The organism is Shinella sp. GW835-FHT14H05, assembly GCF_058793575.1.
Genome location: NZ_JBXAFY010000003.1, coordinates 471,098 through 496,620, shown reverse-complemented (window position 1 = coordinate 496,620; position 25,523 = coordinate 471,098). Strand labels below are relative to the sequence as shown.

Genomic DNA, 25,523 nt, shown 5'->3' with positions numbered 1-25,523 from the left:
AGTCCGCTCGGGTTCGGCTGTCGAGTTCCCGCCCCGTCAGGTCGGGATTGCAATCCTCGCAATCAACCCGTTCGGATGTCGATCAAGCAGCTCCAGTTTCCCAGCGTGGTCCTGCACGATCTCGGCGACGATGGAGAGGCCGAGGCCGAAACCGGCGCCGGTTCCTCCGCGGGCCGCATCGACTTTGTAAAACGGTTCCAGTACCCGGCTGCGATGCTCGGCGGGAATGCCGGGGCCGTCGTCGACAACATCGATCGTCGCCATGCCCGCGCTTGCGCCGAGCTCGACGTGGACGCTGCTGCCGAACTTGGTCGCGTTTTCGCACAGGTTCGTCACCGCGCGCGTGATTGCGAGCGGCTTGAAATTCGCGATCAACCGGGCCGGTCCGCGATAGGTAATATCATGGCCGATGTCCTCGAATTCGTCGCACACCGTCTGGATGATCGAGGCGAGGTCGGCGCGTTCAAACGCTTCGGTCCGGTGGTTGTCGCGCAGATAGCTGAGGCTTTCCTTCAGAAGACGGTCGATGCGCTCGACATCGGCGAGCAAGGCCTCCCGCACCTCCTCCTGGTCCACGCGCTCGACGCGAAGCCGCAGCCGGGTGAGCGGCGTGCGCAGATCGTGGCTGACGCCGCGCAGCATTCTTGTGCGCGAATCAACCATCGTCGAGATGCGTCTTTGCATGCCATTCAGCGCGCGTGCCAGAGCCACGATCTCCTCGCTTCCACGCTCCTCGAACAGCGCCGGGCCGACGGAGAGATCCGCCCGCATTGCCGCCGCCGCAATGCGGCGCAACGGACGCGTGATCGTCCAGACAGCGAAGGCGGAAAACAGGATCATCAGGATGACAACCGCGAGAAGGTAGTTGGAACCCAAATTCAAGGCATCGCCGCGCAGGAAAGGCCCCGGCAGACTTTCCAGAACCAGCATCTCGCTGTCGTCGATCTTGGCGGCGATGATGCGTTTGCCGTCGATGAAGGTTCGCCAGCCCCCAAGCGGCTCCGCGCCGTCGTCCGGGGGAAACAGCCAGTCCACGACCACGTCGACAAAGGGCTCGGTGGGCGACGATGTGGTGAACTGCTGCGACAGGGAGAGAGGACGAATCGAGAATTTCCAATCGCCGCGATTGGCGATCTCCAGAATGGTCACGCGTTCCGATGGCTTGGCTTCAGCCAGCACCGAGCCGATCGCGGAGACGCGCTCGGAAATATTTTCGAGGTCGATGATCTTGAAGTCCGAACGCATCCAGCGCTCCAGCGCGGAGCCGGCGGAGATGACCATGACGAGGGCGAGAAAGACGATGATCGTGATCTGTCCATGAATCGTCGAAATCAACTTGGATAAGCGAAACCTCAACGCGCCTCCTCCCGCAGGCCTTCGCCGCGCACAAACTCTGCCTGTCCAACCGACCCTGTCATCGATAGGGTAATGGAAACAGGTCCGCGCGGCCAAACTGCGTTACGTTTTGTGTCGATTTATTAAGGCCGGCCGGACATCCGCTGATCCGACGCCATCGCCCGCCGGCAACAAACCGTAACATAACAACATCCAGTCCAATCCTGATCCATGAAAAGACAAGGAGGTTGCACACACGGTTCGCCGCTGCGGCCGGCATCCCGTGTCAAATCACTGGAGCACTCATGTTTTGTACCAAGTATATCGACTGGCGCCTTACCCGGAGCGCGCTGTTCGTCACGTTCACATCGCTCGGAACGGCATCCACCGTGCTGGCTGCCGATGCCAGCCTCGCGGACCAGGCACAGGAGCCGCCCTTCGACCAGGAGCGGTTCAACAACGAGGCCGTCAAACCGAGCTGGAGCCTCATCATCGGTGCCGGCGGCATCTATGAACCGGAATATGAAGGCGGCGACGAGTTCAAGGTCAGCCCCGTTCCGCTCGTCATCTTCACCTATGGCGAATGGCTGGAGATCGATCCGACAGGCGCAACCATTACCGCGCTTCGCAACGGCGGCTTCTCGCTCGCGGGCAAGGTCGGTTATGAAACCGGGCGCGACCAGGATGACCATGACCGCCTGAATGGCCTCGGCGACATCGACTTCGCCGCGACCGTCGGCGCCAAGGCGGCCTATACCTGGAACGCCTTCGAGTTCTACGCAACGCTCGACCAGACGATCGAGGGAAGCGAGAGCCTCATCGGAACGGTCGGCGTCGAATATTCGGCGCCCGTGACCGAACGGCTGATGGTCAGTGCCGGGGCGGAGGTTGTCGTTGCCAACGACAAGCACATGCAGGCCTATTTTGGCGTGAACGCCGCGCAGGCGGCCGCATCCGGCCTTTCCGAATACAAGGCGGAAGCCGGTATCAAGCGTGTCAACGTATCGGCATCCGCCACCTATGGGCTCAGTGAAGACTGGTTCGTGCGGGGCGAGGCGGCGTTGGGCATCCTGACCGGAGACGCCGCCGACAGCCCGATCGTGGAAAAGAAGCTTCAGCCCTCGGCCTCGATCTTCGTCGGCTACAAATTCTGATTGAAGCGATCAAAGAAGCCGGAGCAATTCCGGCTTCTTGCCCACAACAAGTGGTCAGGATCAATCGACATTCACGTCAGGCCGTGCCGAAAATGGTGAGCTTCCGCGATCCGGAGCGCAGCGTACTTTTGGTACGTGAGCACCGGAAGCGCGGAAAATTGCCGTTTGCAGGCTGGCATGGGCTGAATGTCGATTGGCCTTAGGATTGCTCGACCCGGGCGGTGAACATGTAGCCGCCGAGCCGCACCGTGTGCAGCAGCGCCGGCGTCTTCGGGTCCGCTTCGATCTTCTGGCGCAGTCGGCTGATATGCACGTCGATGCTGCGCTCGATCGGCCCGGCAAGGCCGCTATGGGTCAGGGACAGAAGCTCTTCACGCGTGATGATCCGGCCGGGGTTCCGGCAAAAAGCCAGCAACAGATCGAACTCCGTCGTGGTCAGCGCCACCCTGGCATTGCTGGGATCGTGCAGCTGCCGGCGCAGCGGATCGATCTGCCAGCCATCGAAGCGCAGCTTGCGCTGATCGACATTGTTCGCCAGGCCGTAGGACGCCCGCCTCAGAAGGCTGCGGATACGGGCGACGATCTCCCGGGGGCTGAAAGGCTTGGTGACATAGTCATCGGCGCCCACTTCCAGCCCGACGATGCGATCGATCTCTTCCCCGAGCGCCGTGAGCAGGATGATCGGCGTGGTCTTCTCCGAGCGGATGCGCCGGCAAATGCTGAGGCCATCCTCACCGGGAAGCATCACGTCCAGGATGATCAGGTCGAATTCGTTGTTGCGCAGCAGGGATTGCATCACCCGCCCGTCTTCCGCGACGGTCGCGATCATTCCGCTCTCCTGCACCGTCAGCGCGAGGAGACTGCCGATCTCCGGATCGTCTTCGACAATCAGGATTCTTGCATTTGCGGAACTCGATTGCATTCTCGTCTTCCCAACCTGAACGCGCATATAATGCTTATCACGCGGGCGACAAACATTTCGCTTTGTTACGTTTTGTTGCGAGGAAATGGGGCGGCTGCGCGGCAGTCGCTAGAACGGCAATGTCCAGAAGACCGGCAGCAATTCCGCCGCCTGACCCATCTTGATGAGCTCGATGCCCAACCAGGCGGCCAGGAAGACGGCGCCGTCCTTGAGGCCGCTGACGGCTTTTACGGAGCGCAGGGGAGTATCGTCGGCTTCCCGCCAGAGCGAGAAATCCGGCAGGAGTCTTGGTGTCACCTGGCGATAGTGCTCGAAACTGTGGCCATAGCGGCTGGCGAGGAAGGCCTCCTCGCCCCGCATCGCCATCTCGAAGGCGAAATAGGCGATGCCCGTCATCGCGACCATCGACAACAGGCTCTCCGTCTGCGCCCCGAGCCCGGCAATCCCGATCAGGCTGAACAGGTAGAGGGGATTGCGGGTGATAGAATAGGGGCCGTCGGTGACGAGCTCAGCATTCTTGCGGCCGCCGATATAGAATAGCGACCACACGCGACCGGCAATGGCCGTGAAGATCGCCAGCAATCCCGTCAGCTCGAAGAGGGAACTAACAAGCGGCGCCCCGGGAGGCGACGCCGTCACGGCCAGCAGTGCGAACGCGACGGCGCCAAAGAGGCAAAGCGTATTGATGCGGTATTGCTGCAGGAAGGGAGCCCGGGCCTCAGCCATGATCCGTCTCCCCTGCCCGCTTGCCCGTAGCTGGGTGCAGTTTCCGTGATCGGCAAACGACGAAGAGCATGTCGCAACATCCGTGCTTGAAGGAAAGTCGATGGATTTCCTTCCCACGGGCGTGGCGGCACCGGCTTAAAGATTTGTTTCGACGGATTAAGAAGTTGTACGCCTTATTGCGTCTCGGCCGGGCGGACCATTGGTCCGAACGTCCGGCTCACGCGGTCGCCCAGGCCGGACATGACCAGGTGCAGCGACGGGATCACGATCAGCGACAGCACCGTGGACACCAGCAACCCGCCGATGACGGCGATTGCCATGGGCGCGCGAAACTCGCCGCCGTCGCCCAATCCGAAGGCGGAGGGCGCCATTCCACCCACCATCGCAAGCGTCGTCATGACGATGGGGCGCACCCGCTCCAGGCAGGCCTCGACGATGGCCTCCGTGCGGGAAAGCCCATGCGCCTCGCGCTCGATCGCGAAATCGAGCAGCATGATGGCGTTCTTGGTCACGATGCCCATCAACATGAGGATGCCAATGACCACGGGAAGCGACATCGCATTGCCGCTGAAGAGAAGCCCGGCGGCCACGCCGCCGATCGACAGCGGAAGCGAGGCGAGGATGGTCCATGGCGCCAGAACGCTGCGAAACAGCAGGATCAGCACGATGAGGACCAGCATGATGCCCGATCCCATCGCCACGAAGAAACTCTCGAAGACATCACCCTCGGAATCGGAATCGCCGGTCGCCTGGAGGCGCACACCCTCGGGAAGGGCCTTCACGCTCTCCAGCTGCATCAGCCGGTCGAGGCCTTGTCCCGATGTCATGCCGTCCTTCAGGTCCACGCCGATCTCGATCCGGCGCTGGCGATCGAAACGATCGATCGCGGCGACCGTCTCGTCGAAGCCGATGTCCGCCACCGCGGACAAGGGGATATGGTTGCCCTTGTCTGATGGCACGGACAACATTTGCAGGATCGGAAGCCGGTCGCGTGCGTCAGGCGAGAGCACGACGCGTATCGGGATCTGGCGGGAGCCGTCGATGAAGCTCGCCAGCCTGCTGTCTGTGTCGCCGATCGTCGAGAGGCGGATCGTGTCGGCGATCGCGGCGGGCGTTACGCCAAGCAGCGCCGCCTTGTCGGTCAACACGGACATGCGCAGTTCCGGGCGCGTGGCGACATTGTCGCTTGCGGGCTTGACGAAGCTCGGGTCGCCGGACATCTCGTTCAGGATGGCATCGGCGGCCTGTTGCACCGCTTCTCCATCGCTTCCCAGAACAGCGAAGGACAGGTCGCGGCCGCCGCGATTGTTGAGGAACCTCAGGCGCACGTCGGCGATGGAGGCGAGCTTGTTTTCCATGCCCGCCTCGACAGCGAAGGAGGAGCGGTCCCGCTTCGTCTTGTGCACGAGGTCGATGAGGATCACCGCATAGCGCAGATCCTGCTGCCCGTTCATGCTCGCCCCTGCGCGTGCGAAAACACCCTCGACCTCTGGAAATGCACCCGCGCGAGCCGCGATCTCATCGGTGATGGCGCGGGTCTCTTCCAGCGTCGCGCCCGGCGGCAGCTCGACAGTCAGCGTCAGCCGGCCCATGTCCTCCTCCGGCAGGAAGGCCGTCGGCACCGATGCAAGCGACATGACGGAGAGCGCGAAAAGGCCGAAAGCGCCGCCGATCGTCGCCCATCGCCAGCGCAGGCTCACCCTCAACAGGCTCTGGTAGGCCCGCAACATGGCACCGTCGCGCGCCTCCGTTCGGGCGCGGCTGATCATGAAATAGGCGGCGAGGATGGGTGTTATCAGCCGGGCGACCAGCAGGGAGAAGAACACGGCGATGGCGACGGTCAGGCCGAATTCACGGAAATAGAGGCCGACGATGCCGCTCATCAGCCCGACGGGCGCAAAGACAGCGATGATGGTCGCGGAAATCGCGATGACGGCAAGCCCGATTTCATCGGAAGCGTCGAGCGCGGCCCGATAGGCGGATTTGCCCATGTTGCGATGGCGGACGACATTCTCGATCTCGACGATCGCATCGTCGACCAATATCCCGGTCACCAGCGTGATGGCCAGCAGGCTGAGAATGTTGAGCGAAAAGCCAAGAAGGTCGATCGCGAAGAAGGTCGGGATGATCGACAAAGGCAGCGCCACCGCGGCAACGATGGTCGCCCGCCAGTCGCGCAGGAACAGGAACACCACGACGATGGAAAGCGCTGCGCCCTCCAGCAAGGTGTTCATCGCCGAGCGGTAATTGCCCTTCGTGTAGGAGACATTGTCATCCACCAGCCGGAACTGGACGGCCGGGCTCTTCGCCGCCAGTTCCGCGACGGCGGCAGCAACGACTTCCGCGACCCCTACCTCGCTGGCGCCCTGCGAGCGCGAGACGGCAAAGCTCACGATCTCTTCACCGTTCAAGGTCGCAAAGGACCGCGGCTCGGCGATGGTGTCGCGAACGCTTGCAATGTCCGCAAGCCGCACGGAACTGTCTCCGGCAAGCGCTAGACGTCGTTCGGCAAGGCTCGAAACGGTCTCGGCGGAGGCGGCGGTCGTCAGGACCTGTTCGCGGCCGTTGATCTCCTGGCGCCCGCCCGATCGCTCGAGCTGGCTCTGGCGGATCGTTTCATTGACCGCGCCGGCGGTCAGTGCCAGCGCCTGCAATTTGTCGGCGTCGAGTTCGACGCGGATCTCCCGGTCGCCGCCACCGATGCGCTCAACCCGGCTGACGCCGCGCAATCCCTGGAGATCACGCGCCACCACGTCGTCGACGAACCACGACAGGTCCGAGACCGTCATGTCCTGGCTGAAAACGGCGTAGGTGACGACGGACTGGGCTTCCTCTTCCAGCCGTTCGATTACGGGCTCGTCGATGCCATCAGGCAGGTCGCCCCGCACGCGCGCTACCGCATCCCGGACATCGTCCATCGCGCGGTCGGGCGAGACCAGGCCGAGCTCGAACTCGACGGTGGTCACCGAGCGGCCCTGGTCGACCGTCGATGTCAGTTCCTTGACGGCAGGCAGGGATGCGACCGCGTTTTCGATCGGCCGCGTCACTTCGGTTTCGAGTTCGACCGGCGTGGCGCCGGACTGCTCGACGGTGATGCGCACGAGCGGGGTGACGATCGCGGGGAAATAGGTGACGGGCAACCGGGAGAAACTGTAGAGCCCTGCAACGGTCAGCACCACGAAGAGCAGGAACGACGGCAGCGGGTTTCGAATGGCCCAGGCGGAAATATTGGCGTTCATCACCGGATCTCCCTCGTTTCATCGACGCTCGGCAGCGAGGCCGCCAGTCTGTCCGCCGGAGCGACATCCAGCGTGGCGACGACCGGCTGAACCCTGTCCTGCGCCTTCAGGAACCCGCCCGCTTTCAGGACCACCATCTCCCCGTCATCGACGCCGCGCGTGATCTCCACCAGGCCGCCCTGACGGGCACCCACCGTTACGGGCCTGACATCCACCGCGCCTTCCGTTACGACGAAGATCGTGTCCGCGCCGCGCACGGTTTTGACCGCGCTTCCCGGAAGAAGAATGTTTTGGCGTTCGGAAACATCGATGCGTCCCTGCGCGAAAACGCCGGGTGTGAGGCCTTCCCGCCTGTCGAGCGCGATATAAACCTGACCGCTGCGGGTCGCGGGATCGAGCTGCGCGGCCTTCAGCCTCAGCGTGCCGGAAACGGGATCCTCGTGGCCGGGAAGGGTCACGGCCGCGCGCATGCCATTTTGCAGGCGAACGAAATTCGTTTCCACCACGGAGGCGACGAATTCCATGCTCCCCTCCTCCGCGATGAGGAACAGCGGCGTGGCGGCGTCCGACGTCATCGCGCCGAGGCGTGCCGTGCGGCTGAGGATGAGCCCGGCCATCGGAGCCCGCACCGTGCTGCGCTCGATCGTCAGCTCGATTTCCGCGCGTTCGCGGGTCACCAAAGCGGCTTCCGCCTCCGCAAGGGCCAGAGACTGACGCGCCAGGCCCAGTTCGGCCGCCGCCCTCTCATGGGCGTTGCGGTGCTGGTCCAAGACCTGTTGCGAGATGACGTTTCTGGCATGCAGCACGCGGCTGCGCTCGAAAACGCTGGCGGTTTCCGCTTCCGTCACCCGCGCCACATCCACCCGGGCGGCCTCCACCGCGACAGCGGCCTTGGCACGCAGCATGCTGACGGCATTGCGATCGAGCCGCATCCGGGCGTCGGTCGTGTCGAGCACGGCGAGCGGCTGGCCCTTTTCGACATACTGCCCGACCTCGACGAGAATCTGCCGTATCTCCTGCCCCTGGATGAAGGAATGCACCTGCACTTCCTCGCGCGACACCACCGAGCCGATGACGGAAACCTGCTCGGTCACCGTGCTCTGCCGGGCGACGACGACGGTCACCGGCATCTGTTCCTGGGCTTTCAGCGTCACGGGGCAAGACAGCAGCAGGACGCCCAGCAGCAGACGGGCGCGCGTTGAATGTGAGCTGGATTTTTCACGCATGAAACCACCTTCCGATTGATCCGAAGGCACATCGCCCCGGCATGATCCGGATCAAAGGCTACCGATCCAGGACGCTGCCGGTGTTTCATCGCATTACGAAAGATTGCGTTTGGGCAGCGCGTGCTAGCGTTTCTGCTCCGCGCCCGCCTTGTCGGTCCAGGAGGGCGGCATGCCGAGTTGCGCGCCGGCAAAATTCTTCAGGCCGGGCGCCCGGCCGAACCGTTCGCATGCAAGATATTTGGGCTTGCCGCCCAGATTGGATTTCAGCTTCTGCGAGGACGGCAGCTTCGGCAGGCCCTTGAACGGCGTCTTGCCCGTGACGAGCATCTTTGAAAAATCGTTGCCGAAACTGCTTGCGAGCGAATAGGCATCGCCGACCTGGGACACCCGCGCATCCGTGGTCAGGGAATTCGCACCCTTGGCCCAGACCATGGCGCCGAGCTGCTTACCCTCCCTGGTCGTCGCCTCGGCCTCGACGGCGAGCCCACCGAGGCCGAAGGGCAGTCTCGGCACGCTCACGGGAAGCACGAAGGAGGAGCCGAGCGAGGCGACCGTCGAGACGCCGGCGACCGTGGGATTGGTCGGCACGATGCGGACAATGGTGGCATGGACGACGAGGTCCGCATCCTCCTTCCGCTCGACGACCGCGAACCGGTCGCTGACGCCGATGCACAGCGCGCGGCTGATGGCGTTCGCCACCAGGGCTTGTTCCGAGGATTTTTGGGTCGACAGTGCGGCGGTCGGCGAGATCCGGGTCGGCTCGATGTAGACCGTGCGGATCGTGCCGAGGTCACCGGGCACGGCCTTATACTTCGCCTTTCTCAGGCGCCCGTCGACCGGCGTGAGGCCTTCATAGGATGCCAGCGAATTCGCCTGCTCCAGCGGCACCGAGGCGCACCCGCCAAGGATCGACACGACGAGGCAGGGCAGAAGCGCGGCACCGAACACTCGGTGCTGGCCAAGGGAAAGAGGTAGCATTTTCAGTCTCCTGTCGGTATTTTTTAAAGTGAGGACGGGCCGGTGCATTTATGGCGCCTGCTCCAACGGCTGGGCGATCCTCAACGGCTCGCTGAAGGACGGCCTGTCTTTCCACAGGCTGCCGCTTGCCGCTTTTGCATAACCAAGATTGTAGACGGCGCGCATGTAGTTGGTGTTGAACGGGTCGGTCATCTTGTATGGGACCTGCGTATCTATCGAGGCCACATGAAACCGGATGCCGGTCTTCTGGGCATAGACATAGGTGGCGAGCAGCGCGCTGCGCGTCTGCGCCTTGATGAGAGCGGAATTCGCCCGCGCCATGACGGCAAACGTGTTGTTCGTCGTCGTCGAGAATTCCGGAATGAGCGTATTGTTGACGATGATGAACATGTTGAACTTGAAGCCTTTTGGCCAGTCGACCTTGTCGGAGCTTGCCATCCAGCCTTCGGGGATCGTGAGGATCTGGGAGGCCGAACCGCCGTCGGAATGCATCTCCTCGAATGCCCTGCCCTCGGATGTCGCCTTGATGAGGACGGCGGGATAGAGGCCGGGGATGCTTGCCGAGGCGATGATGACGTCCTGGAACAGTTTCAGGGCATCGGCCCGGCCGCTATTGGCGATGGCGCCCATGTTCCAGATCACCGCCCGCTGGGAATCGAGGTTCGAGGTCAGGACAAGCAGGCGCCGACCCTTGCGATGCTCCGCAGCGATCTTCGCCAGAATGTCGCGCGTCAGGTAGCGCTCCACCATCGTGCGAAGCGGCGCCTGCTTCAGGAGGCTCGCGCCGAGCAGGCCCTTCGGCAGGAAGTCCGCATCGATCAGCTCTTTTGCGACGCCGCTCGTATAGAGGTCGACGAGGGTGTCGTCGTAGGCGGAGCCGAGGAAAGCGTAAGGCGCAATTAGCGCGCCCGTGCTGACACCGCTGACGATGTCGAACTGCGGTCGCCCGCCCTTATCCGACCAGGCCTTCAGCGCGCCGACGCTGAAGGCGCCGCCCGCGCCGCCACCGGACAGGACGAGATAGTTGATTTCGTTGCGGGCCGGGACCGGCAGCCAACCCCGCGCATCGGGCAGGTCTCGCCCGGTATCCGCATAGATGCGGATATGCTCGAAGCCCTCGATCGTCGCGTTGGCCGCGGCACGCGGCCCGTAGGCGATGCGGTCCGGCGCCACGCAGCCGGCGAGGAAAACCAGCATGAGGATGGCAATGCATCGAAGCACGTTCACCGCTCTCAGGTGAAGAAAGAAAACGGCTGTCGAGCGCCGATAGAGCTTTGGTTTTCAGCCGCAGCAGGCCGCCGTTGTGTCATGCCAAACTTCCTTCGAAATCGCATCTGATGGCATTAGGTCTGATTCATCATTGCCTTGGGTTTCGTGTTGTTAAGAGATATTGGCGCGCACCGGCTTTTGGCGCCTGGCAACAAAACTTCACCAAACGCCTTGGTTTCGTCCCCGTTTTGACATCGCGAGGTTTTGTGCCGCGGCTATCCAAACGGCAGCAGAACGGAGATCACGATGGCCGAGCGCGAAATGACGATGGCAGAGATCCTGAAGGACCCGCTCATCCGGCAGATGATGCGGGCAGACGGAGTGTCCTTGAGGCAGATGCGGCAACTGCTGCGCGACGCAGCCCGTGCCCGGGCGGCCGAGAGGCACGCCTGCGCCTTTCCGGGGATGGTCGCACGGGAGAGGGCTTCGCCAAGGCCGGAGGCTTAGGCGATGGCCTTCCTTTTGGCGACGAAGCGCGTGCTGCTTTGAACCGAGATGGCCTGGATCGCCGGCAGATGTATCGTTACGCGCAGGCCATGCGGCAGGATATTCTCCATTGCGAGCGAACCGCCATGGCCTTTTACGACTTCGTCGGCGATCGAAAGCCCCAATCCGAAACCGCTATTGGAATTCGGCGACCGCGCCTCGTCGGCCTTGAAGAAGGGCTCCAGCACTTTTTCCTCAAGCCCTTCTTCAAGGCCGGGGCCGTTGTCGCTCACGGTGATCACCGCGCCGCCTTGCGGATTGCTGCGCAGTTCGACGCTGACGACCGTGCCGAACCGCACCGCATTCTCCACGATGTTGGTGATCGCGCGGACAAGCGCTTTTTGCCGGCACAGATATCCGAGCCGCTCGGGTCCGCTGTAGCGCACCGTATGGCCGAGATCCCAGAATCCCGAGGTGATCGTCTGCAGCAGGCTGGAAATGTCAACCTTTTTCATCGGCTCGGCGGTCGCATTGCTGCTCAGATATTGCAGGCTTTCCTCGATCATGGTGGTCAGCGTGTCGATATCCGCGAGCATCGCGTCGCGTGATGCCGGGTCCCTGGAGCGCTCCACGCGCATGCGCAGCCGGGTCAGCGGTGTTCGCAGATCGTGGCTCACGGCCGTCAGCATCCGCGTCCGGTCGTCGACCATTTTACGAATGCGTCGCCGCATGTTGTTGAGCGACGTCGCAAGCGTATGGAGTTCCTTGGCGCCTTCGGCCGTGAACAGCTCATCCTCGTTGTCGTCGAGGCGCAATCTTTTTGCCGCATCCGCAAAACGCACGAGAGGCGACGTGATCATGCGCCCCATGTAGAGCACCAGCAGAAGCATCGGCAGCATCAGGATGGTGAGCTTGGCGACGAATTCCAGAACCAGGCTGAGAAACGAGGGGGAATCGTAGGCCTTGGAGAAGCCGATGACGAGGGCACGCTTGGCATCAAGGCGCACCGCCACCGAATTGTGCCGCTCGCTTCCCGGCGGGTTTTGCAGCGCCACCGCCTCGAAATCGTCAGGCAGGAGGCGGCGCAGCTCGTCCGAGACGGCATGGGTATCCTCCTCGCGCGCCTGCGCTTCGCTCGCGGCACTCCACGGCACGACCGTCAATTCGAGGCCGAGAGGCGCGCTGGAGCGCACGAGATCCTGCACCTCGGGATTGTCGCCCGCATTCCTGAACTGCGTGACGATCATCTCGATTTGCGTGCGCCTGACCATCAGCAGCTTCTCATTGTAGAAAATGAGAGGCTCGGGAAGCATGGCAATGATAAACACGATGATCACCGGGATCGGAAACAACGCCACCGCTATGAACTGCCACCGTATGGACGCCTTGCGAAAGCGGTCGATCATGTCTCTACCTCCACCTCCGGCGTGAAGATGTAGCCGCCGAGGCGAACGGTTTTAATGAAAGTCGGGTCCTTGTAGTTCGGCTCTATCTTCTGGCGGACGCGGCTGACATGCACGTCGATGCTGCGCTCTACAGGCCCGGCGGATCCGGCATGCGTGCGGGTCAAGATGTCCTGCCGCGTCATGACGCGCCGCGGGTTCTGGCAGAAGACGAGCAGCACATCGAATTCCGCCGTGGTGAGCGACACATGCACGCCGTCGCTGTCGGTCAGTTCGCGGGTGACGGGGTCGATCCGCCAACCGGCGAATGTCATGCTTTCCAGGCTCGGCTTGACCTGCATCGAATAGGACGAACGCCGCAGGAGCGCCTTTACTCTTGCCAGCAACTCCCTGGAATTGAACGGCTTCGTGACATAGTCGTCCGCGCCCAGCTCCAGCCCGACGACCCGATCGATTTCTTTCGAAAGGGCTGTCAGCATGAGGATGGGTATCGTATCGGACGACCGGATTCGCCTGCAGATGCTGAAGCCATCCTCACCCGGCAGCATTCCATCCAGGATGATAAGCTGGAACTCCTTCTTTCTCAGCAGGCGGTCCATTTCGAGCGCCGAACCGACCGCCTCGGCGGCGTATCCAGCCTCCCGCATAAGCTCGATGAGCATGCTCGCGATATCGCGGTCATCCTCGACGACGAGGATGCGGGCGGACGCCTGGGCGAGAACATTGCTCGCAGTGTTGTTCATGACCTCAGCCATTCCTGTCGCCCTCCCGGCAAAGACTATCCCGCTCGCCATCGTGGCTGTCAGCAACAATTGTGTTTATTTTTGTTGCTGCGGCTCCGCCGTTGCCGCGCCTCAGAACTTGTAGCCCACGAACATCATGACGGACGGCTGGGTGTCTTTCTGGACGATGGGGCTGTTTTTCGCACCGCCGGTCAGGATGACGAGTTCCGTCTGGCTCCTTACGAACCAGTTGCCCGTCTGTTTTGTCTCGGAAGACAATGTTCACTCCTGGGTGCGTTAGCATTCTACAGGCCGCAGGGGCCGCGGGGCGAACATTGGTGGGGATTCGCTTTGGGATGGGTTTTGTCTTGTTAAGAGATGTTTCTCCCGCACCTGCCAAGGCAACAACTCCGAGCAAACGTTAATAAGTCTTAAAACCATGCTGCCGGGGGAGCGGCTAGTTCCAGGCAATGGCGTCGTCGAATTGCCGACAGCGCGTTTGCATTGCCCGGAGAGCTCCATGTTTTCATATCGGATGCCGTCGCATGAGTCGGAACACGTCAAGGCCTTCCAGCTATCGGATGTCCAGGACATCCGCCCCGCCGTTTCGATCATCGTGCCGACGCTGAATGAAGCGGAGAACATCGACCGCATCCTCGGCGACATCGTCGACAGCGTGCGTGAACACTTCAATTTCGAAATCATCGTCACGGATGGCGGATCGACCGACGGCACATGCGAAAGCGCGAACCGCTGGGAAAGGCGGCACCCCGTTCGCCTGGTCAGGAACGACGGTCCCGGCGGACTGGCGGAGGATGTGTTTTCAGCAGCGGCAAAGGCGCGGTTTCCAATCCTCGTCGTTCTCGACGCGGACGGCAGCCACCCGGCGAGCTCCATTCCGGATCTCGTTCGCCCTCTCTCGTCCGGGCGCTTCGACATGGCCGTCGGCAGCCGCTATGTCGAAGGTGGGCGCACCGTCGGATGGCCGCTCCACCGCCGCCTTCTCTCCCGGCTCGGCGGCGCATTCGCCTCGCCCTTCACCGACGTGAACGATCCGCTTTCGGGCTTTTTCGCCGTGAAGCGGGACCGCCTGCTGGCCGCCGGCTCCCATGCCGAAGGCTTCAAGATCGGACTGGAGGCAATTTTCGCCGGTGGCGACGCGCTGACGGTCACCGAGGTCCCGATCTTCTTCACCGACCGGGTCAAGGGGAAATCGAAGATCGGCGCGCGCCAGTTCGCGGCCTATCTCGGCCAGCTGGTGCGGTTTTCCAGGGGAACGGACACCTCGGACACCTTTCATCGTTTTGCGGTGGTGGGCTTTGCCGGCTTCGTGCTGGATTTCGCCATCGTATCGATGATGCGCATTCTTGGCGCCGACATCACCGTCGCGCACATGTCCGGTTTCTGCTTTGCGGCCCTCTTCAACTACCTGGCCCACGCGGAATGGTCCTTCAAAGACCGCGCAGGCAACAGCACGCGGTTCGCGCGTTTTCTGCTTCTCTCCGTGCTGGCCCTGGCGATGCGCGGCGGCTTCATCGCGACAGCCTCGGACCTCGGGCTTCCCTTCCTGTGGGTGCTGATGTTGGGCATCGCCGGCGGCGGTATCGTCAGCTACGTCGGAAACGAATTCTATGTCTTCCGCAGCGATACGTTCCTGCCGTCGACGACCCGTTGGAAACTCGCCGCAGTCGCCGTTGCCGTCTATGTCGTCATGATCCGGATCGTCTACCAGGGCAGCATCGACCTCATCCCGCAGGAAGCCTATTACTGGAATTATGCCCAGCATCCGGCCTTAGGCTATCTGGACCATCCGCCGATGGTCGCGTGGCTGATATGGCTCGGCACGTCGATCTTCGGAGACTCCGAGTTCGGCGTGCGTGCAAGCGCAATCCTGTGCTGGCTGCTGACGGCGTTCTTCCTCTTTCGCCTTACCGACAACCTGTTCGGCCGCACATCGGCCTTCCTGGCCCTGCTGCTCGTGTCCATCCTCCCGTTCTTCTTTGCGATAGGCACCGTCATGACGCCGGACGCGCCGCTGACGGCTGCCTGGGCGGGAGCCTTGTATTTTCTGGAGCGCGCCTTGATCGGACGGCGCCGAAGAGCCTGGCTCGGGGTGGGCATCTGCATCGGCCTCGGCATGTTGTCGAAATACACGATCGCCTTGCTTGGGCCGGCGACGATCGTTTTCCTGATCATCCATCCGCAATCCCGGCACTGGTTCCTGTCGAAATGGCCCTATCTCTGCGCAGCCATCGCCGTCGCTTTGTTTTCGCCCGTGATCCTCTGGAACGCCACCCACGACTGGGCGTCCTTCCAATTCCAGGGAAGCCGGCGATGGCTGGCGGATATCCGCTTCTCCACGCACACGCTTTCGATGTTCATCACGGCATTGCTTGGTCCCGTCGGGCTCGCACTGGCAGGCATCACGATGGCCAGACTTCCGCGGCTTGCCGACCATCTCGCCATGCGCGGTGCTGCCACATTCATCCTTGTCTTCACCCTCGTCCCGCTGTCCGTCTTCCTTGGTTTCAGCCTGCTGCACGGCGTCAAGCTGAACTGGACCGGGCCGCTCTGGCTTGCCCTGCTGCCGGCGATGGCGAAGATCGTTGCAGACGCCGTGAAACAAGGCCGCAGGGCACGGCTGGTCGCGGCGTTGAAAGTCGGCACGGCGACGAGCATCCTTTGCTTCGCCCTGTTCCTGCACTACCTGGCGCTGGGCCTTCCTTTCATCGGCTATTCCGGCACCTTGCGTGGCCTGCCGGTCGCCTGGGAGGAATTTTCCGCCGGCGCCGAGCAGATCAGGGCCAAGGTCGCAGCCGAAACCGGATATTCGCCGCTGCTCGTCGGCATGGACGCCTACAATATCGCGAGCCAGCTTCGCTTCTACGGCCAGGGGCGAACGGCGCTGGACGACATCACCAGCCAGAATCTTTTCGGACAGAACGGCCTGATGTTCGCCACCTGGCACGCCGGGAAGGCATCCGCAGGCCGCGTCGTCATCCTGTACGGCCTGAAGGAAAACAGCGTTTCCGGCGAAGGGTTCGCAAAGTGGTTCGACACTATCGGCCCCGTCGAGAGACGGGCCGTGCAGAAGAATGGCAGCGTGGCGGGCACGTTCTTCTATCGCGTGGGCTACGGATTTCGCCAGCCAACTTAATCTATCTTAACCGAACTTGACCGCACTTCACATGCGATCCGCTACATCCGTGCGAGCCTTCCCAAAAATCGAAAGGAAACCCGCACGATGCGACCGACACCTCTTTTTCTTGCGCTTTTCCTCGGCGTGAATCCCGTTTCTGCCGCCGAAGCCGCGCTCGCGCCACAGGATGAGGCGGCGGTCGCACTCACCGTCGCCGTGGCAAAACCCGTGGAACGCCAATGGCCCGAAACGGTGCCGGCCAGCGGCTGGCTGAAACCCTGGCACGAGGCGATCGTCGCCGCGGAGACCGGCGGCCTGCGCGTGACCGATGTGCTTGTCGACGTCGGCTCGGTGGTCTCCAAGGGACAGCCCCTCGTCCGGCTTGCCGACGAGGCCGTGCGGGCGGAACTGCGCAAGGAAGAGGCGGCGCTGGCAAGCGCCAGGGCGGACCTCGCCAAGGCAAAGGCCAATGCCGACCGGGCTCGCCGGATGCAGACAAGCGGCGCGCTCTCGGATGAGAAGATCACCGAATATCTGATCGCCGAACAGACGGCGACGGCAGGCGTCGACGTGGCGCAAGCCCTGCTGGACAGCCAGGCGATCAAGCTGGCCCAGACGATCATCGTGGCGCCCGACGACGGCTTGATCACGTCGCGCTCCGCCCAGCTTGGCGCCGTCGTTTCGTCCGGCACGGAGCTGTTCCGCCTCATCCGCCAGCAGCGCGTCGAATGGCAGGCGGAAGTCTCCGCCCGCTATCTGCCGCGCATCAAGGCGGGCCTGACCGCCACGATCGTCGGTCCCGATGGCCGACGCGTGAAGGGAACCGTCCGGCTCGTCGGGCCGACGGTCAGCACCGATACCGGACGCGCGCTCGCCTATGTCACGCTGCCTTCCGAGGCCCGCCCGCCCGTCGGCCTCTACGCCACCGGCCAGATCGAGCTCGATAGCACGCCGGCCCTCACCGTACCGGAATCGGCGCTCGTGCTGCGGGACGGCATCAGCTACCTCTTCACGGTGGATGCGGGCCGGCGCACATCCCGCATCCGCGTGGAGACCGGACGCCGCAAGGACAACGAGGTGGAAATCCTCTCCGGCGCCGATCGCGCGGCCGATGTCGTGACGGCCGGCGGCGCGTTTCTCTCGGACCGCACACTCGTCCGGGTGGAGGAAACCATCCGATGAACGTCTCGGCCTGGTCGATCCGCAATCCCGTTCCCGCCATACTCCTGTTCATCCTGCTGACCGCGGGCGGCCTCCTCGCCTTTGACCGGCTGGCGGTGCAGAACTTTCCCGACATGGTGCTGCCGACGATCAAGATCAACGCCACGCTCGAAGGCGCGGCACCCGCCCAGCTGGAAACGGAAGTCGCACGCAAGATCGAAGACAAGCTCGCCGCGCTGAGCCTGCTCGACCACATCACGACGACGATCACCGACGGCTCGGTCTCCATCACCGTCTCCTTCCAGCTGGAGAAGGACAGCGAGGCGGCGCTGAACGAGGTGCGCAACGCCGTCGACAGCGCAAGCGGCGACCTGCCTTCGCAGATGCAGACGCCCGGCGTGACGAAGGTCACCGTGCAGGGCTCGCCTCTCCTCACCTATGCGGTGCGTTCCACCCAGCTCGACGAGACGGAACTCTCCTGATTCGTCGACAATGACATGACGAAGGCGCTGCTCGCCGTCCCCGGTGTCGGCGAGGTCAGCCGGCTCGGCGGTGTCGACCGCGAGGTGCATGTCGATCTGGACGCCGGCATCATGGCCTCGCTCGATCTGAGCGCGGCGACTGTTTCCGATCGTCTGAGGTCGATGCAGTCTGACACCTCCGGCGGCCGGGCGGAGATCGGCGGGGCCAAGCAGGCGATCCGCACGCTCGGCGCCGTGTCCTCGATCGAGGCGCTGAAGGCGCTGCCCATCCCGCTTCCGAGTGGCCAACTGGTGCGGCTCGACGAGATCGGCAGCGTGACGGACAGCTTTGCCGACCGGTCGTCGATCGCCTATCTCGACGGCGAAGCCGTGATCGCCGTCCAAGTCAAGCGTTCGAACGGGTTTTCGGACACCGGCGTCGCAGCCGCCATCGAAACGGCGATGAAGGATTTTTCCGCCGCCAATCCCGATGTCGAGATCGTCGAGGCCTATAGCACGATCGGACCGATCGTCGAAAACTACGACGGCTCCATGAACATGCTCTATGAGGGCGCGATCCTGGCGGTCGTCGTGGTCTGGCTCTTCCTGCGCGACTGGCGGGCGACTTTCCTCTCGGCGGTCGCGCTGCCGCTCTCCGTCATTCCGACCTTCCTCGTCATGTATTTTGCAGATTTCAGCCTGAACACGGTGACGCTGCTGGCGCTTTCGCTGGTGGTCGGCATCCTCGTTGACGACGCGATCGTCGAGATCGAAAACATCGCCCGCCATCTGCAAATGGGCAAAACGCCGAAGCAAGCGGCCCTCGAAGCAGCGGACGAGATCGGCCTTGCCGTCATCGCCACGACCTTCACGCTCGTCGCGGTCTTCCTGCCCACCGCCTTCATGAGCGGCATTCCGGGCCTCATCTTCCGCCAGTTCGGCGTGGCGGCCGCCGTTGCAGTTCTCGCCTCCCTGCTCGTCGCACGCCTGCTGACCCCGATGATGGCCGCCTACATGATGAAGGCGCATCCCGTCTCTGTAAAAGACGGCTGGATCATGCGCACCTATATGGCGCTCGTGAAGACCTGCCTCGGCCATCGCAAGCTGACGATCCTTGGTGTCTGCATCTTTCTCGCCCTCTCGCTTTCGACGATCACATTGCTGAGCACCAGTTTCCTGCCCGCGTCGGACGATGCGCAGACGCAGGTCACCCTGACACTGCAACCCGGCAGCACGATCGAGCAGACGGACAGGGCCACGCGGCGGGCAGCGGAAATCGTGTCCGGCCTGCCCGGCGTCACCCGTGTGTTCTCCGCCGTCGGGAGCGTCTCATCCGGCGACCTGCTCGATGCGTCCACGACCGTCGATACGGCTACGGCCTCGCTCGTCGTCGACCTCAAGAAAATCGGCGAACGGGAGCGCACGCAGAGCGAAATCGAAAACGACATCCGCCAGGCCCTCGCCGTTCTTCCGGGCATCAGGGTGGAGGTCGGCACGGGCGGCAACGGCACGACGCTTCAGATCACGCTTGCCAGCGACGATCCCGATGCACTCGACCGGACCGCCGGCGCGCTAGAAGACCAGTTGCGCACGCTCCGGGGCATCGGAGCGGTCACCTCCAGCGCCGCCCTGCAGGCGCCCGAAATCCAGATCATCCCGGATCTCGACCGCGCTGCGGCCCTCGGCGTCACAGCGGAGGCGATCTCTGACGCGGTTCGCGTCGCGACGAATGGCGACTACGCCGTCGCACTCGCCAAGCTCAACCTGCCGCAACGACAACTCGCCATCCGCGTCCGGTTCGATCCCGGCAATCGAACGACACTCGACGATATCGCCAACATCCGCGTTTCCGGTAGCCGCGGCAGCGTCGATCTCGGCTCCGTCGCCGATATCCGCATCGGCGGCAGCCCGTCGGAGATCAGCCGCATCGACCGGTCACGAAACGTGACGCTGTCTCTCGAACTGAACGGGCGCTTCCTGGGCGACGTCTATCGCGAGGCCCAGGAAGCGCCCGCACTTCGCGACCTTCCCGATGGGGTAAAACTCGTCGAACAGGGGGAGCTGGAGCGCAGCTCCGAGCTTTTCGGCAGTTTCGCCATCGCCATGGCGATCGGCGTCTTCTGCATCTATGCCGTCCTGGTCCTGCTCTTCCACGATTTCCTCCAGCCGCTGACGATCCTCATGGCGATTCCGCTGTCGCTCGGCGGCGCCCTCTTGCCGCTGGTCGTCACCGGAACCGGCTTCTCCATGCCGGTGGTGATCGGCCTGCTGATGCTGATGGGCGTGGTGACGAAGAACTCGATCCTGCTGGTAGAATACGCGATCGTCTCGCGCCGCGCCGGTCTGTCCCGGTTCGACGCCCTCGTCGACGCCTGCCACAAGCGTGCCCGCCCGATCGTCATGACGACGATCGCGATGGCCGGCGGCATGCTGCCCGTGGCGCTCAGCCTCAGCGGCGGCGACGGAAGCTTCCGCCAGCCGATGGCAATCGTCGTCATCGGCGGCCTGATGACCTCCACCCTGCTCAGCCTCGTCGTCATCCCGGTTATCTTCACCTTCGTCGACGATGTCCTTGAGATGCTCAAGCGGCTTGTCGGGGTTACGAAAGTGGCGCCGTTTGACCATGCTCGCAGCCGAGCGTGACCGTTTCGGCGAACGCACCCTGCGTGCCCGAGAAGAAGGCGGTGGTGTGACCGATGTCGTAAGCAGGGCTTGCCGTCACAGACGCGGCCGGACGAAGCGTTGCTCCATGACCTGTCTGCCCCACTGAGCGCCAGATTGTTCTTCTGTACACCTGAATCCAAAAGCCTCGTACAGGTGGCGGGCAGCCAGAAGACCGCTGAACGTCCAGAGATGCGTTTCCGCGAAACCCTGCTCGTCCACGAAACCGAGCGCGGCGGAAAGCAGCTTGCGGCCCACGCCGCCGCCACGCACACCCTCATCGACGATAAACCAGCGCAGGTGCGCTTTGTCTTCGCCAAGGTCCTCACCGTCGATCGCAACCGAGCCGATGATCTCGCCACCACGCGTCGCGGTCCAGATCGCATTGCGGGGGCTTTCCAAACGGTTGCAGAATTCAGCGAGGCCGCCGGCAACGACACTCTCGAACTTTTGGCCGAAACCGGATGTCCTTGCATAATAGAGCGCGTGCATTTGGGTGATGCGGGCGATGAGGCCGGTCTGGTATCCCTGGACGATCTCGATGGCGGGAGCCGCAATCCCTTCGCCGGCCGCAGCACCAAGTGCCGCCGTGTAGAGCCGCAGACCATCCAGCACCGTGCGCTCCTGCCCCGTTTTCAAATGGCCGAGGGCATTGGCAACCTGCGCGCCCGCATAGGCATGGATCGCCTGCACGCGCTGTCTGCCGGCGGGTGTCAGCGAAAGCATCTTGACGCGGCCGTCCTCTTCCCCCGCATCCTCGCTGACATCGCCAGCTTCCACCAGCTTGCGCAGCATCCGGCTGACGCTCGACTTTTCGAGACGAAGGCGAACCCCAAGCTCTCGCGCGGTCATGCCGCCCTGTTCGATCTCGATCAACGCATGGACGGCCGACGGAGACAGATCCGTCCCAGCAAAATCGCCGCCCATAAACCCCCATTCGCGCACCATCGAACGCGAGGCGGCGCGGATTTCTTCAACCAGGCGTGGGGAGGTGATCATTCAGGACTCTCAATTAATATGGTTGCATGATACAACTATATTAATTGAGAAAGCAAGGACGCAGAACTTCGAAGTTTGCCTAAGGAGACAGCCGCTAGACACATCGGAGGCGACGGCGCGCAATCCTTACGGAAGAGTCGATCTCGCCGCTTCTTTGCCGATTTCCCTGGCCGACTGCTGGTGCGCCATGATGAAGGCCTTCGCGTGGCGGGCCAGGTCCTCGCCGTCCGTCCAGAGGTTGCGCCAGATGCCGAGGATGCCGCAGAGGGGCTGGCCGACGACGGTGGAGGAGAAGGATTCGAAGACGATGGGGCCGGCATAGTCGATCCGGGCGAGCCCGTTGAAGATCGCCACGAAATCCACCGAGCCGGCGCCGAGATAGCCGCGGTTGGATTCGCCGATGTGGAAGTAGCCGAGGTGCTCGCCGGCATCGACGATTGCCATCTCTACGTCCGCTTCCTCGATGTTCATGTGGTAGGAATCGAGATGGACCTTGACGTTGGGCAGGCCGATCCGCTTGCAGAGTTCGACGCCTTGACCGGCCGTGTTGAGCACATTCGTCTCGTAGCGATTGACGACTTCGAGGCCGAGCGTGATGCCGTGCCGGGCGGCCTCCTCACCGATGCGCGACAGGACGTCGACGGCGCCGGCAATGCCGGCGGCGGTCGGCGGTTCGCTGTATTTCTGGAAGGCGGAATAGAGGATGCCGCAGACATGCGACGAGCCGAGTTCGGCGGCAGCGGCGATGACCTCGCGCAGCCGCGTCTCGCCGGCACGCATGCGGTCCGGATCACCGCTCGATATGTCGCTTGCGGCATCGAGGCCGAGCGACAGGTTGGCCTTAATGCCCGCCTTCTGCAACTCTTTTGCGGTGAAGGCGATGTCCATGGCCTTCGGGTCGGGCGCGGAGATTTCGATGATGTCGAAGCCGAGTTCGGCGGTCTTGTTGACCGCGAGAACGCATTCCTCGCGGCTCCAGTCGCGCACCCAAACATTGGCGTGCAGCCCAAGCTTGTTCATGCTGTCCTCCCTCGTCAGACGCGTGTCATGCTGCGGCGGCGCCACTGGTCGAAGATGACGACGACCACGATGACGACCCCTTGCGCGATGCGCTGCCAGAACGGGCTGACATCGAGCAGGTTGAGGCCGTTGCCGAGCACGCCGATGATGGTGGCGCCGATGATCGATCCCCAGACGCCGCCCTCGCCGCCGAAGAGATTGGTGCCGCCGATGACGACGGAGGCGATGGAGCGCAGCTCCTCGCCTTCTGCCATCAGCGCATTGCCGGAATTGAGCCGCCCGACGAGGATGATGCCGGCGATCGCGGCCAACAGGCCGGAGATGGCATAGGTCATGATCTTGGTGCGGGTGATGCTGATGCCGGACGAATGGGCGGCCGCGCGATTGCCGCCGACGGCATAAATGGCCCGGCCGAGTGCCGTGTAGCGCAGCACATACCAGCCGGCGACCGCGCACAGGAGCGCGATCAGCGCGCTCACCGGCACGCCGAAGAGCTGGCCGCCGCCGACCCAGGTCAGCGTTTCCGGCAGCTGGCGGGTCGCGTTAAACGAAGGCACCGGCATGCCATCCGTCACCAGCAGTGCCGCGCCGCGGAACGCGGTCATCGTGCCGAGCGTCGCGATGAAATCCGGGATCTTGAACGTGGAAATCAGCCAGCCATTGAGCGCGCCGGCGACGACACCGACGGCAAGGCCGATCAGGATCGCCACCGGCGGCGGCACGAAGCCGAGATCGACGCCGAACAGCACGAGCGACTGGGTGAGCAGGACGGCCGTGATCGAGCCCGCCAGCGCCGCGATGGCCGCAACGGACAAATCGATGCCGCCAGTCAGGATGACAAAGGTCTGCCCCACCGCCAGGATGGCGACGAAGGCGGACTGGCGCGCCACGTTGGAGAGGTTGTCAAAGGTCAGGAAGTTGGACGTGGCGAAAGCGAGATAGGCCATCAGCAGGACGAGCGCGATCAGCGGACCGGCCTGGAAGACGATGCCCTTGATCTTCGCCCCGCGGCCCCCCACGGCCGCTGCCGGCGTGTCCGAATTCTTTTCCGCACTCATGCTGTCTCCCACTTCCTAGCTCGCATAGCGCAGCATGTTCTGCTGCGTAATCTCGTCCCGCGGCAACTCCGCAGAGAGGCGCCCGCCCCGCATGACCAGCACGCGATCCGCCATGCCGATCAACTCGTTGAGTTCCGAGGAGATCATCAGGATCGATGCGCCTTCCGACACCAGCCGGCTCATCACCGCAAAGACTTCCGCCTTGGCGCCGACATCGATGCCGCGCGTCGGCTCGTCGAAAATCAGGATCCGCGCACCGCTCGACATCCAGCGCGCCAGGATGACCTTCTGCTGGTTGCCGCCGCTGAAGAAGAAGAGCTTGTGCGTGGTGGAGGCCGGCCGGATGCGCAGGTCCGAAATGTAGCGTTTGCCCTCCTCGCGCTCGCGCCCCAGGTCGAGCCGCGACAGCAGCGATTTGCCGGCCAGCCAGGACAGGCTGAGATTGGGGCCGACCGGCTGCATGGGCACCAGGCTCTGCCGGCGATCACGCGAGATCAGGCCGAGGCCCGCCGCGATCGCATCCGACGAATGGCGGAAGTAGGCGCGTTTGCCCTCGACCTCGATCGACCCGGCCTTGACCGTCTGCAAGCCGAATAGGGCGCCGGCGATTTCTGCCTGCCCCGCGCCCATCAGGCCATAGATGCCGAGGATCTCGCCGCGGCGAAGCGAGAAGGACAGGTCCTTCAGCGTGCCGCCGGAGGCAAGGTTTTCGACCGCCAGCACCGGCGCGCCAAGGGCCACGGTCTCCTTGGGAAACTGTTCTTCCAGCCTGCGGCCGACCATCAGGCCGATCACCGTCTCCTCATCCGCCTGTTCAGCGGGCAGCGTGTCGACGACGATGCCGTCGCGCAGGATCGTCACGCGATCGGCGATCATCGGGATTTCCGACAGGTGATGCGAAATATAGATGATGCCGTGGCCGCGCTGCTTGAGGCGGCGGATGACATCGAAAAGACGGCTGCGCTCGCTGTCCGACAGCGCCGAGGTGGGCTCGTCGAGCAGCAGGATGCGCGGGCCGCGCGCCAGCACGCGAGTGATCTCGATCAATTGCTGTTCGGCCACTTCGAGCGTGCGCACTTCGGCCGTCGGATCGATGGCGACACCCAGCGCCTCCAGCGCGTGCCGCGCGGCCTCGTGCGCCTTGCCCCAGTTGATCTTGCCGAAGGCATTGCGTGGCAAGCGGCCGAGAAAGATGTTTTCCGTGACGCTCAGCGCCGGGATAAGGCTCAGCTCCTGATGGACAAGGCCGATGCCGAGTTCCGTGGCGAGCGTCGGCGTGAGCGCCGAAACCCGTTTGCCGCCGATCTCGATGTCTCCGGCGGTCGGCGCATGTTCGCCGGCGAGGATCTTCATCAGCGTCGATTTGCCGGCACCATTCTCGCCGAGCAGCACCTGCACTTCGCCCGCGCGCACGTCGAGCGAGATCGACTTCAAGGCCACGACGCCAGGAAAACGCTTCTCGATATTTTCGAGTTTCAGAAGGATTTCGTGCTGGTCCATGCGCCTCGACTACCATTCAACCGGCACCGAGCGTGCCGCTTCATCTCCTGACACCGCGCCCCGCCTCGCAGGCGAACGGCGGCGCGGGGCACCTCTCCACGAAAAGATGCGCCCCGCGTCCTGG

The 25,523-nt window shown here is 63.4% G+C and carries 17 protein-coding genes and 1 pseudogene; 4 read left to right on the top strand and 14 right to left on the bottom strand.

Annotation, left to right across the window (positions count from 1 at the left end; translation table 11 throughout):
• Window positions 1–36: 36 nt before the first annotated feature.
• Window positions 37–1,452 carry an ATP-binding protein gene (locus tag AC1Q6Z_RS13480; RefSeq protein ID WP_492648188.1) on the bottom strand — a complete coding sequence of 472 codons (1,416 nt, stop codon included), beginning with the start codon at window positions 1,450–1,452 and terminating at the stop codon, window positions 37–39.
• 188 nt (window positions 1,453–1,640) lie between these two features.
• Between AC1Q6Z_RS13480 and AC1Q6Z_RS13475 the strand changes: the two genes are divergently transcribed.
• Complete coding sequence (locus AC1Q6Z_RS13475) at window positions 1,641–2,489, top strand: MipA/OmpV family protein (RefSeq protein WP_492648187.1); 849 nt, start codon at window positions 1,641–1,643, stop codon at window positions 2,487–2,489.
• A 199-nt stretch (window positions 2,490–2,688) separates the two neighbouring features.
• Here AC1Q6Z_RS13475 and AC1Q6Z_RS13470 read toward each other — a convergent pair whose 3' ends face one another.
• The 9 genes from AC1Q6Z_RS13470 to AC1Q6Z_RS13430 all read right to left on the bottom strand — a co-directional run bounded on the left by AC1Q6Z_RS13470 (window position 2,689) and on the right by AC1Q6Z_RS13430 (window position 13,679).
• On the bottom strand, window positions 2,689–3,411 hold the full coding sequence (locus AC1Q6Z_RS13470; RefSeq protein WP_435265551.1) for a response regulator transcription factor: 723 nt from the start codon (window positions 3,409–3,411) through the stop codon (window positions 2,689–2,691).
• Window positions 3,412–3,519: 108 nt separating this feature from the next.
• Complete coding sequence (locus tag AC1Q6Z_RS13465) at window positions 3,520–4,137, bottom strand: methyltransferase family protein (RefSeq protein WP_492648186.1); 618 nt, start codon at window positions 4,135–4,137, stop codon at window positions 3,520–3,522.
• 173 nt (window positions 4,138–4,310) lie between these two features.
• Window positions 4,311–7,376 (bottom strand): efflux RND transporter permease subunit, encoded by a 3,066-nt coding sequence (locus AC1Q6Z_RS13460; protein WP_492648185.1) that lies wholly within the window; start codon window positions 7,374–7,376, stop codon window positions 4,311–4,313.
• Complete coding sequence (locus tag AC1Q6Z_RS13455; protein WP_492648184.1) at window positions 7,376–8,602, bottom strand: efflux RND transporter periplasmic adaptor subunit; 1,227 nt, start codon at window positions 8,600–8,602, stop codon at window positions 7,376–7,378. Before AC1Q6Z_RS13455 ends, AC1Q6Z_RS13460 begins: the two co-directional genes overlap by 1 nt.
• Before the next feature lie 123 nt (window positions 8,603–8,725).
• Complete coding sequence (locus tag AC1Q6Z_RS13450) at window positions 8,726–9,580, bottom strand: DUF3313 domain-containing protein (protein WP_256116695.1); 855 nt, start codon at window positions 9,578–9,580, stop codon at window positions 8,726–8,728.
• A gap of 48 nt (window positions 9,581–9,628) precedes the next feature.
• Complete coding sequence (locus AC1Q6Z_RS13445; protein ID WP_305111206.1) at window positions 9,629–10,777, bottom strand: patatin-like phospholipase family protein; 1,149 nt, start codon at window positions 10,775–10,777, stop codon at window positions 9,629–9,631.
• A 515-nt stretch (window positions 10,778–11,292) separates the two neighbouring features.
• Entirely contained in the window at window positions 11,293–12,681 is a 1,389-nt protein-coding gene (locus AC1Q6Z_RS13440; RefSeq protein ID WP_492648183.1) for a HAMP domain-containing sensor histidine kinase, read from the bottom strand.
• Entirely contained in the window at window positions 12,678–13,433 is a 756-nt protein-coding gene (locus tag AC1Q6Z_RS13435) for a response regulator (protein ID WP_435265559.1), read from the bottom strand. Before AC1Q6Z_RS13435 ends, AC1Q6Z_RS13440 begins: the two co-directional genes overlap by 4 nt.
• Window positions 13,434–13,532: 99 nt before the next feature.
• The gene (locus AC1Q6Z_RS13430) at window positions 13,533–13,679 is read right to left on the bottom strand and encodes a MipA/OmpV family protein (RefSeq protein ID WP_492648182.1); all 147 of its coding nucleotides are present in this window, start codon (window positions 13,677–13,679) and stop codon (window positions 13,533–13,535) included.
• A gap of 241 nt (window positions 13,680–13,920) precedes the next feature.
• On the opposite strand from AC1Q6Z_RS13430, the gene AC1Q6Z_RS13425 reads away from it, so the two are divergent.
• The 3 genes and pseudogenes from AC1Q6Z_RS13425 to AC1Q6Z_RS13415 all read left to right on the top strand — a co-directional run bounded on the left by AC1Q6Z_RS13425 (window position 13,921) and on the right by AC1Q6Z_RS13415 (window position 20,804).
• Window positions 13,921–16,557 carry a glycosyltransferase family 39 protein gene (locus tag AC1Q6Z_RS13425; protein WP_492648181.1) on the top strand — a complete coding sequence of 879 codons (2,637 nt, stop codon included), beginning with the start codon at window positions 13,921–13,923 and terminating at the stop codon, window positions 16,555–16,557.
• An 87-nt stretch (window positions 16,558–16,644) separates the two neighbouring features.
• Complete coding sequence (locus AC1Q6Z_RS13420; protein ID WP_492648180.1) at window positions 16,645–17,721, top strand: efflux RND transporter periplasmic adaptor subunit; 1,077 nt, start codon at window positions 16,645–16,647, stop codon at window positions 17,719–17,721.
• A pseudogene (locus AC1Q6Z_RS13415) lies at window positions 17,718–20,804 on the top strand (efflux RND transporter permease subunit). The gene AC1Q6Z_RS13420 and the pseudogene AC1Q6Z_RS13415 overlap by 4 nt, the downstream one beginning before the upstream one ends.
• Before the next feature lie 75 nt (window positions 20,805–20,879).
• Here the strand turns inward: AC1Q6Z_RS13415 and AC1Q6Z_RS13410 are convergent.
• The 4 genes from AC1Q6Z_RS13410 to AC1Q6Z_RS13395 all read right to left on the bottom strand — a co-directional run bounded on the left by AC1Q6Z_RS13410 (window position 20,880) and on the right by AC1Q6Z_RS13395 (window position 25,399).
• Window positions 20,880–21,821 carry a bifunctional helix-turn-helix transcriptional regulator/GNAT family N-acetyltransferase gene (locus tag AC1Q6Z_RS13410; RefSeq protein ID WP_492648179.1) on the bottom strand — a complete coding sequence of 314 codons (942 nt, stop codon included), beginning with the start codon at window positions 21,819–21,821 and terminating at the stop codon, window positions 20,880–20,882.
• 126 nt (window positions 21,822–21,947) lie between these two features.
• The gene (locus tag AC1Q6Z_RS13405; RefSeq protein WP_492648178.1) at window positions 21,948–22,841 is read right to left on the bottom strand and encodes a sugar phosphate isomerase/epimerase family protein; all 894 of its coding nucleotides are present in this window, start codon (window positions 22,839–22,841) and stop codon (window positions 21,948–21,950) included.
• A 14-nt stretch (window positions 22,842–22,855) separates the two neighbouring features.
• A complete protein-coding gene (locus AC1Q6Z_RS13400) occupies window positions 22,856–23,899 on the bottom strand; it encodes an ABC transporter permease (protein WP_256116679.1) in 1,044 nt (347 codons plus the stop codon).
• Between the two features lie 15 nt (window positions 23,900–23,914).
• Entirely contained in the window at window positions 23,915–25,399 is a 1,485-nt protein-coding gene (locus AC1Q6Z_RS13395; protein WP_492648177.1) for a sugar ABC transporter ATP-binding protein, read from the bottom strand.
• Window positions 25,400–25,523 lie beyond the last annotated feature (124 nt).

What these genes read in the sequence shown, in the direction of transcription:
- AC1Q6Z_RS13475 (WP_492648187.1), top strand. Translation starts at nt 1,641, where the DNA reads ATGTTTTGTACCAAGTATATCGACTGGCGCCTTACCCGGAGCGCGCTG.
- AC1Q6Z_RS13470 (WP_435265551.1), bottom strand. Translation starts at nt 3,411, where the DNA reads ATGCAATCGAGTTCCGCAAATGCAAGAATCCTGATTGTCGAAGACGAT.
- AC1Q6Z_RS13465 (WP_492648186.1), bottom strand. Translation starts at nt 4,137, where the DNA reads ATGGCTGAGGCCCGGGCTCCCTTCCTGCAGCAATACCGCATCAATACG.
- AC1Q6Z_RS13460 (WP_492648185.1), bottom strand. Translation starts at nt 7,376, where the DNA reads ATGAACGCCAATATTTCCGCCTGGGCCATTCGAAACCCGCTGCCGTCG.
- AC1Q6Z_RS13455 (WP_492648184.1), bottom strand. Translation starts at nt 8,602, where the DNA reads ATGCGTGAAAAATCCAGCTCACATTCAACGCGCGCCCGTCTGCTGCTG.
- AC1Q6Z_RS13450 (WP_256116695.1), bottom strand. Translation starts at nt 9,580, where the DNA reads ATGCTACCTCTTTCCCTTGGCCAGCACCGAGTGTTCGGTGCCGCGCTT.
- AC1Q6Z_RS13445 (WP_305111206.1), bottom strand. Translation starts at nt 10,777, where the DNA reads ATGCTGGTTTTCCTCGCCGGCTGCGTGGCGCCGGACCGCATCGCCTAC.
- AC1Q6Z_RS13440 (WP_492648183.1), bottom strand. Translation starts at nt 12,681, where the DNA reads ATGATCGACCGCTTTCGCAAGGCGTCCATACGGTGGCAGTTCATAGCG.
- AC1Q6Z_RS13435 (WP_435265559.1), bottom strand. Translation starts at nt 13,433, where the DNA reads ATGGCTGAGGTCATGAACAACACTGCGAGCAATGTTCTCGCCCAGGCG.
- AC1Q6Z_RS13425 (WP_492648181.1), top strand. Translation starts at nt 13,921, where the DNA reads ATGTTTTCATATCGGATGCCGTCGCATGAGTCGGAACACGTCAAGGCC.
- AC1Q6Z_RS13420 (WP_492648180.1), top strand. Translation starts at nt 16,645, where the DNA reads ATGCGACCGACACCTCTTTTTCTTGCGCTTTTCCTCGGCGTGAATCCC.
- AC1Q6Z_RS13410 (WP_492648179.1), bottom strand. Translation starts at nt 21,821, where the DNA reads ATGATCACCTCCCCACGCCTGGTTGAAGAAATCCGCGCCGCCTCGCGT.
- AC1Q6Z_RS13405 (WP_492648178.1), bottom strand. Translation starts at nt 22,841, where the DNA reads ATGAACAAGCTTGGGCTGCACGCCAATGTTTGGGTGCGCGACTGGAGC.
- AC1Q6Z_RS13400 (WP_256116679.1), bottom strand. Translation starts at nt 23,899, where the DNA reads ATGAGTGCGGAAAAGAATTCGGACACGCCGGCAGCGGCCGTGGGGGGC.
- AC1Q6Z_RS13395 (WP_492648177.1), bottom strand. Translation starts at nt 25,399, where the DNA reads ATGGACCAGCACGAAATCCTTCTGAAACTCGAAAATATCGAGAAGCGT.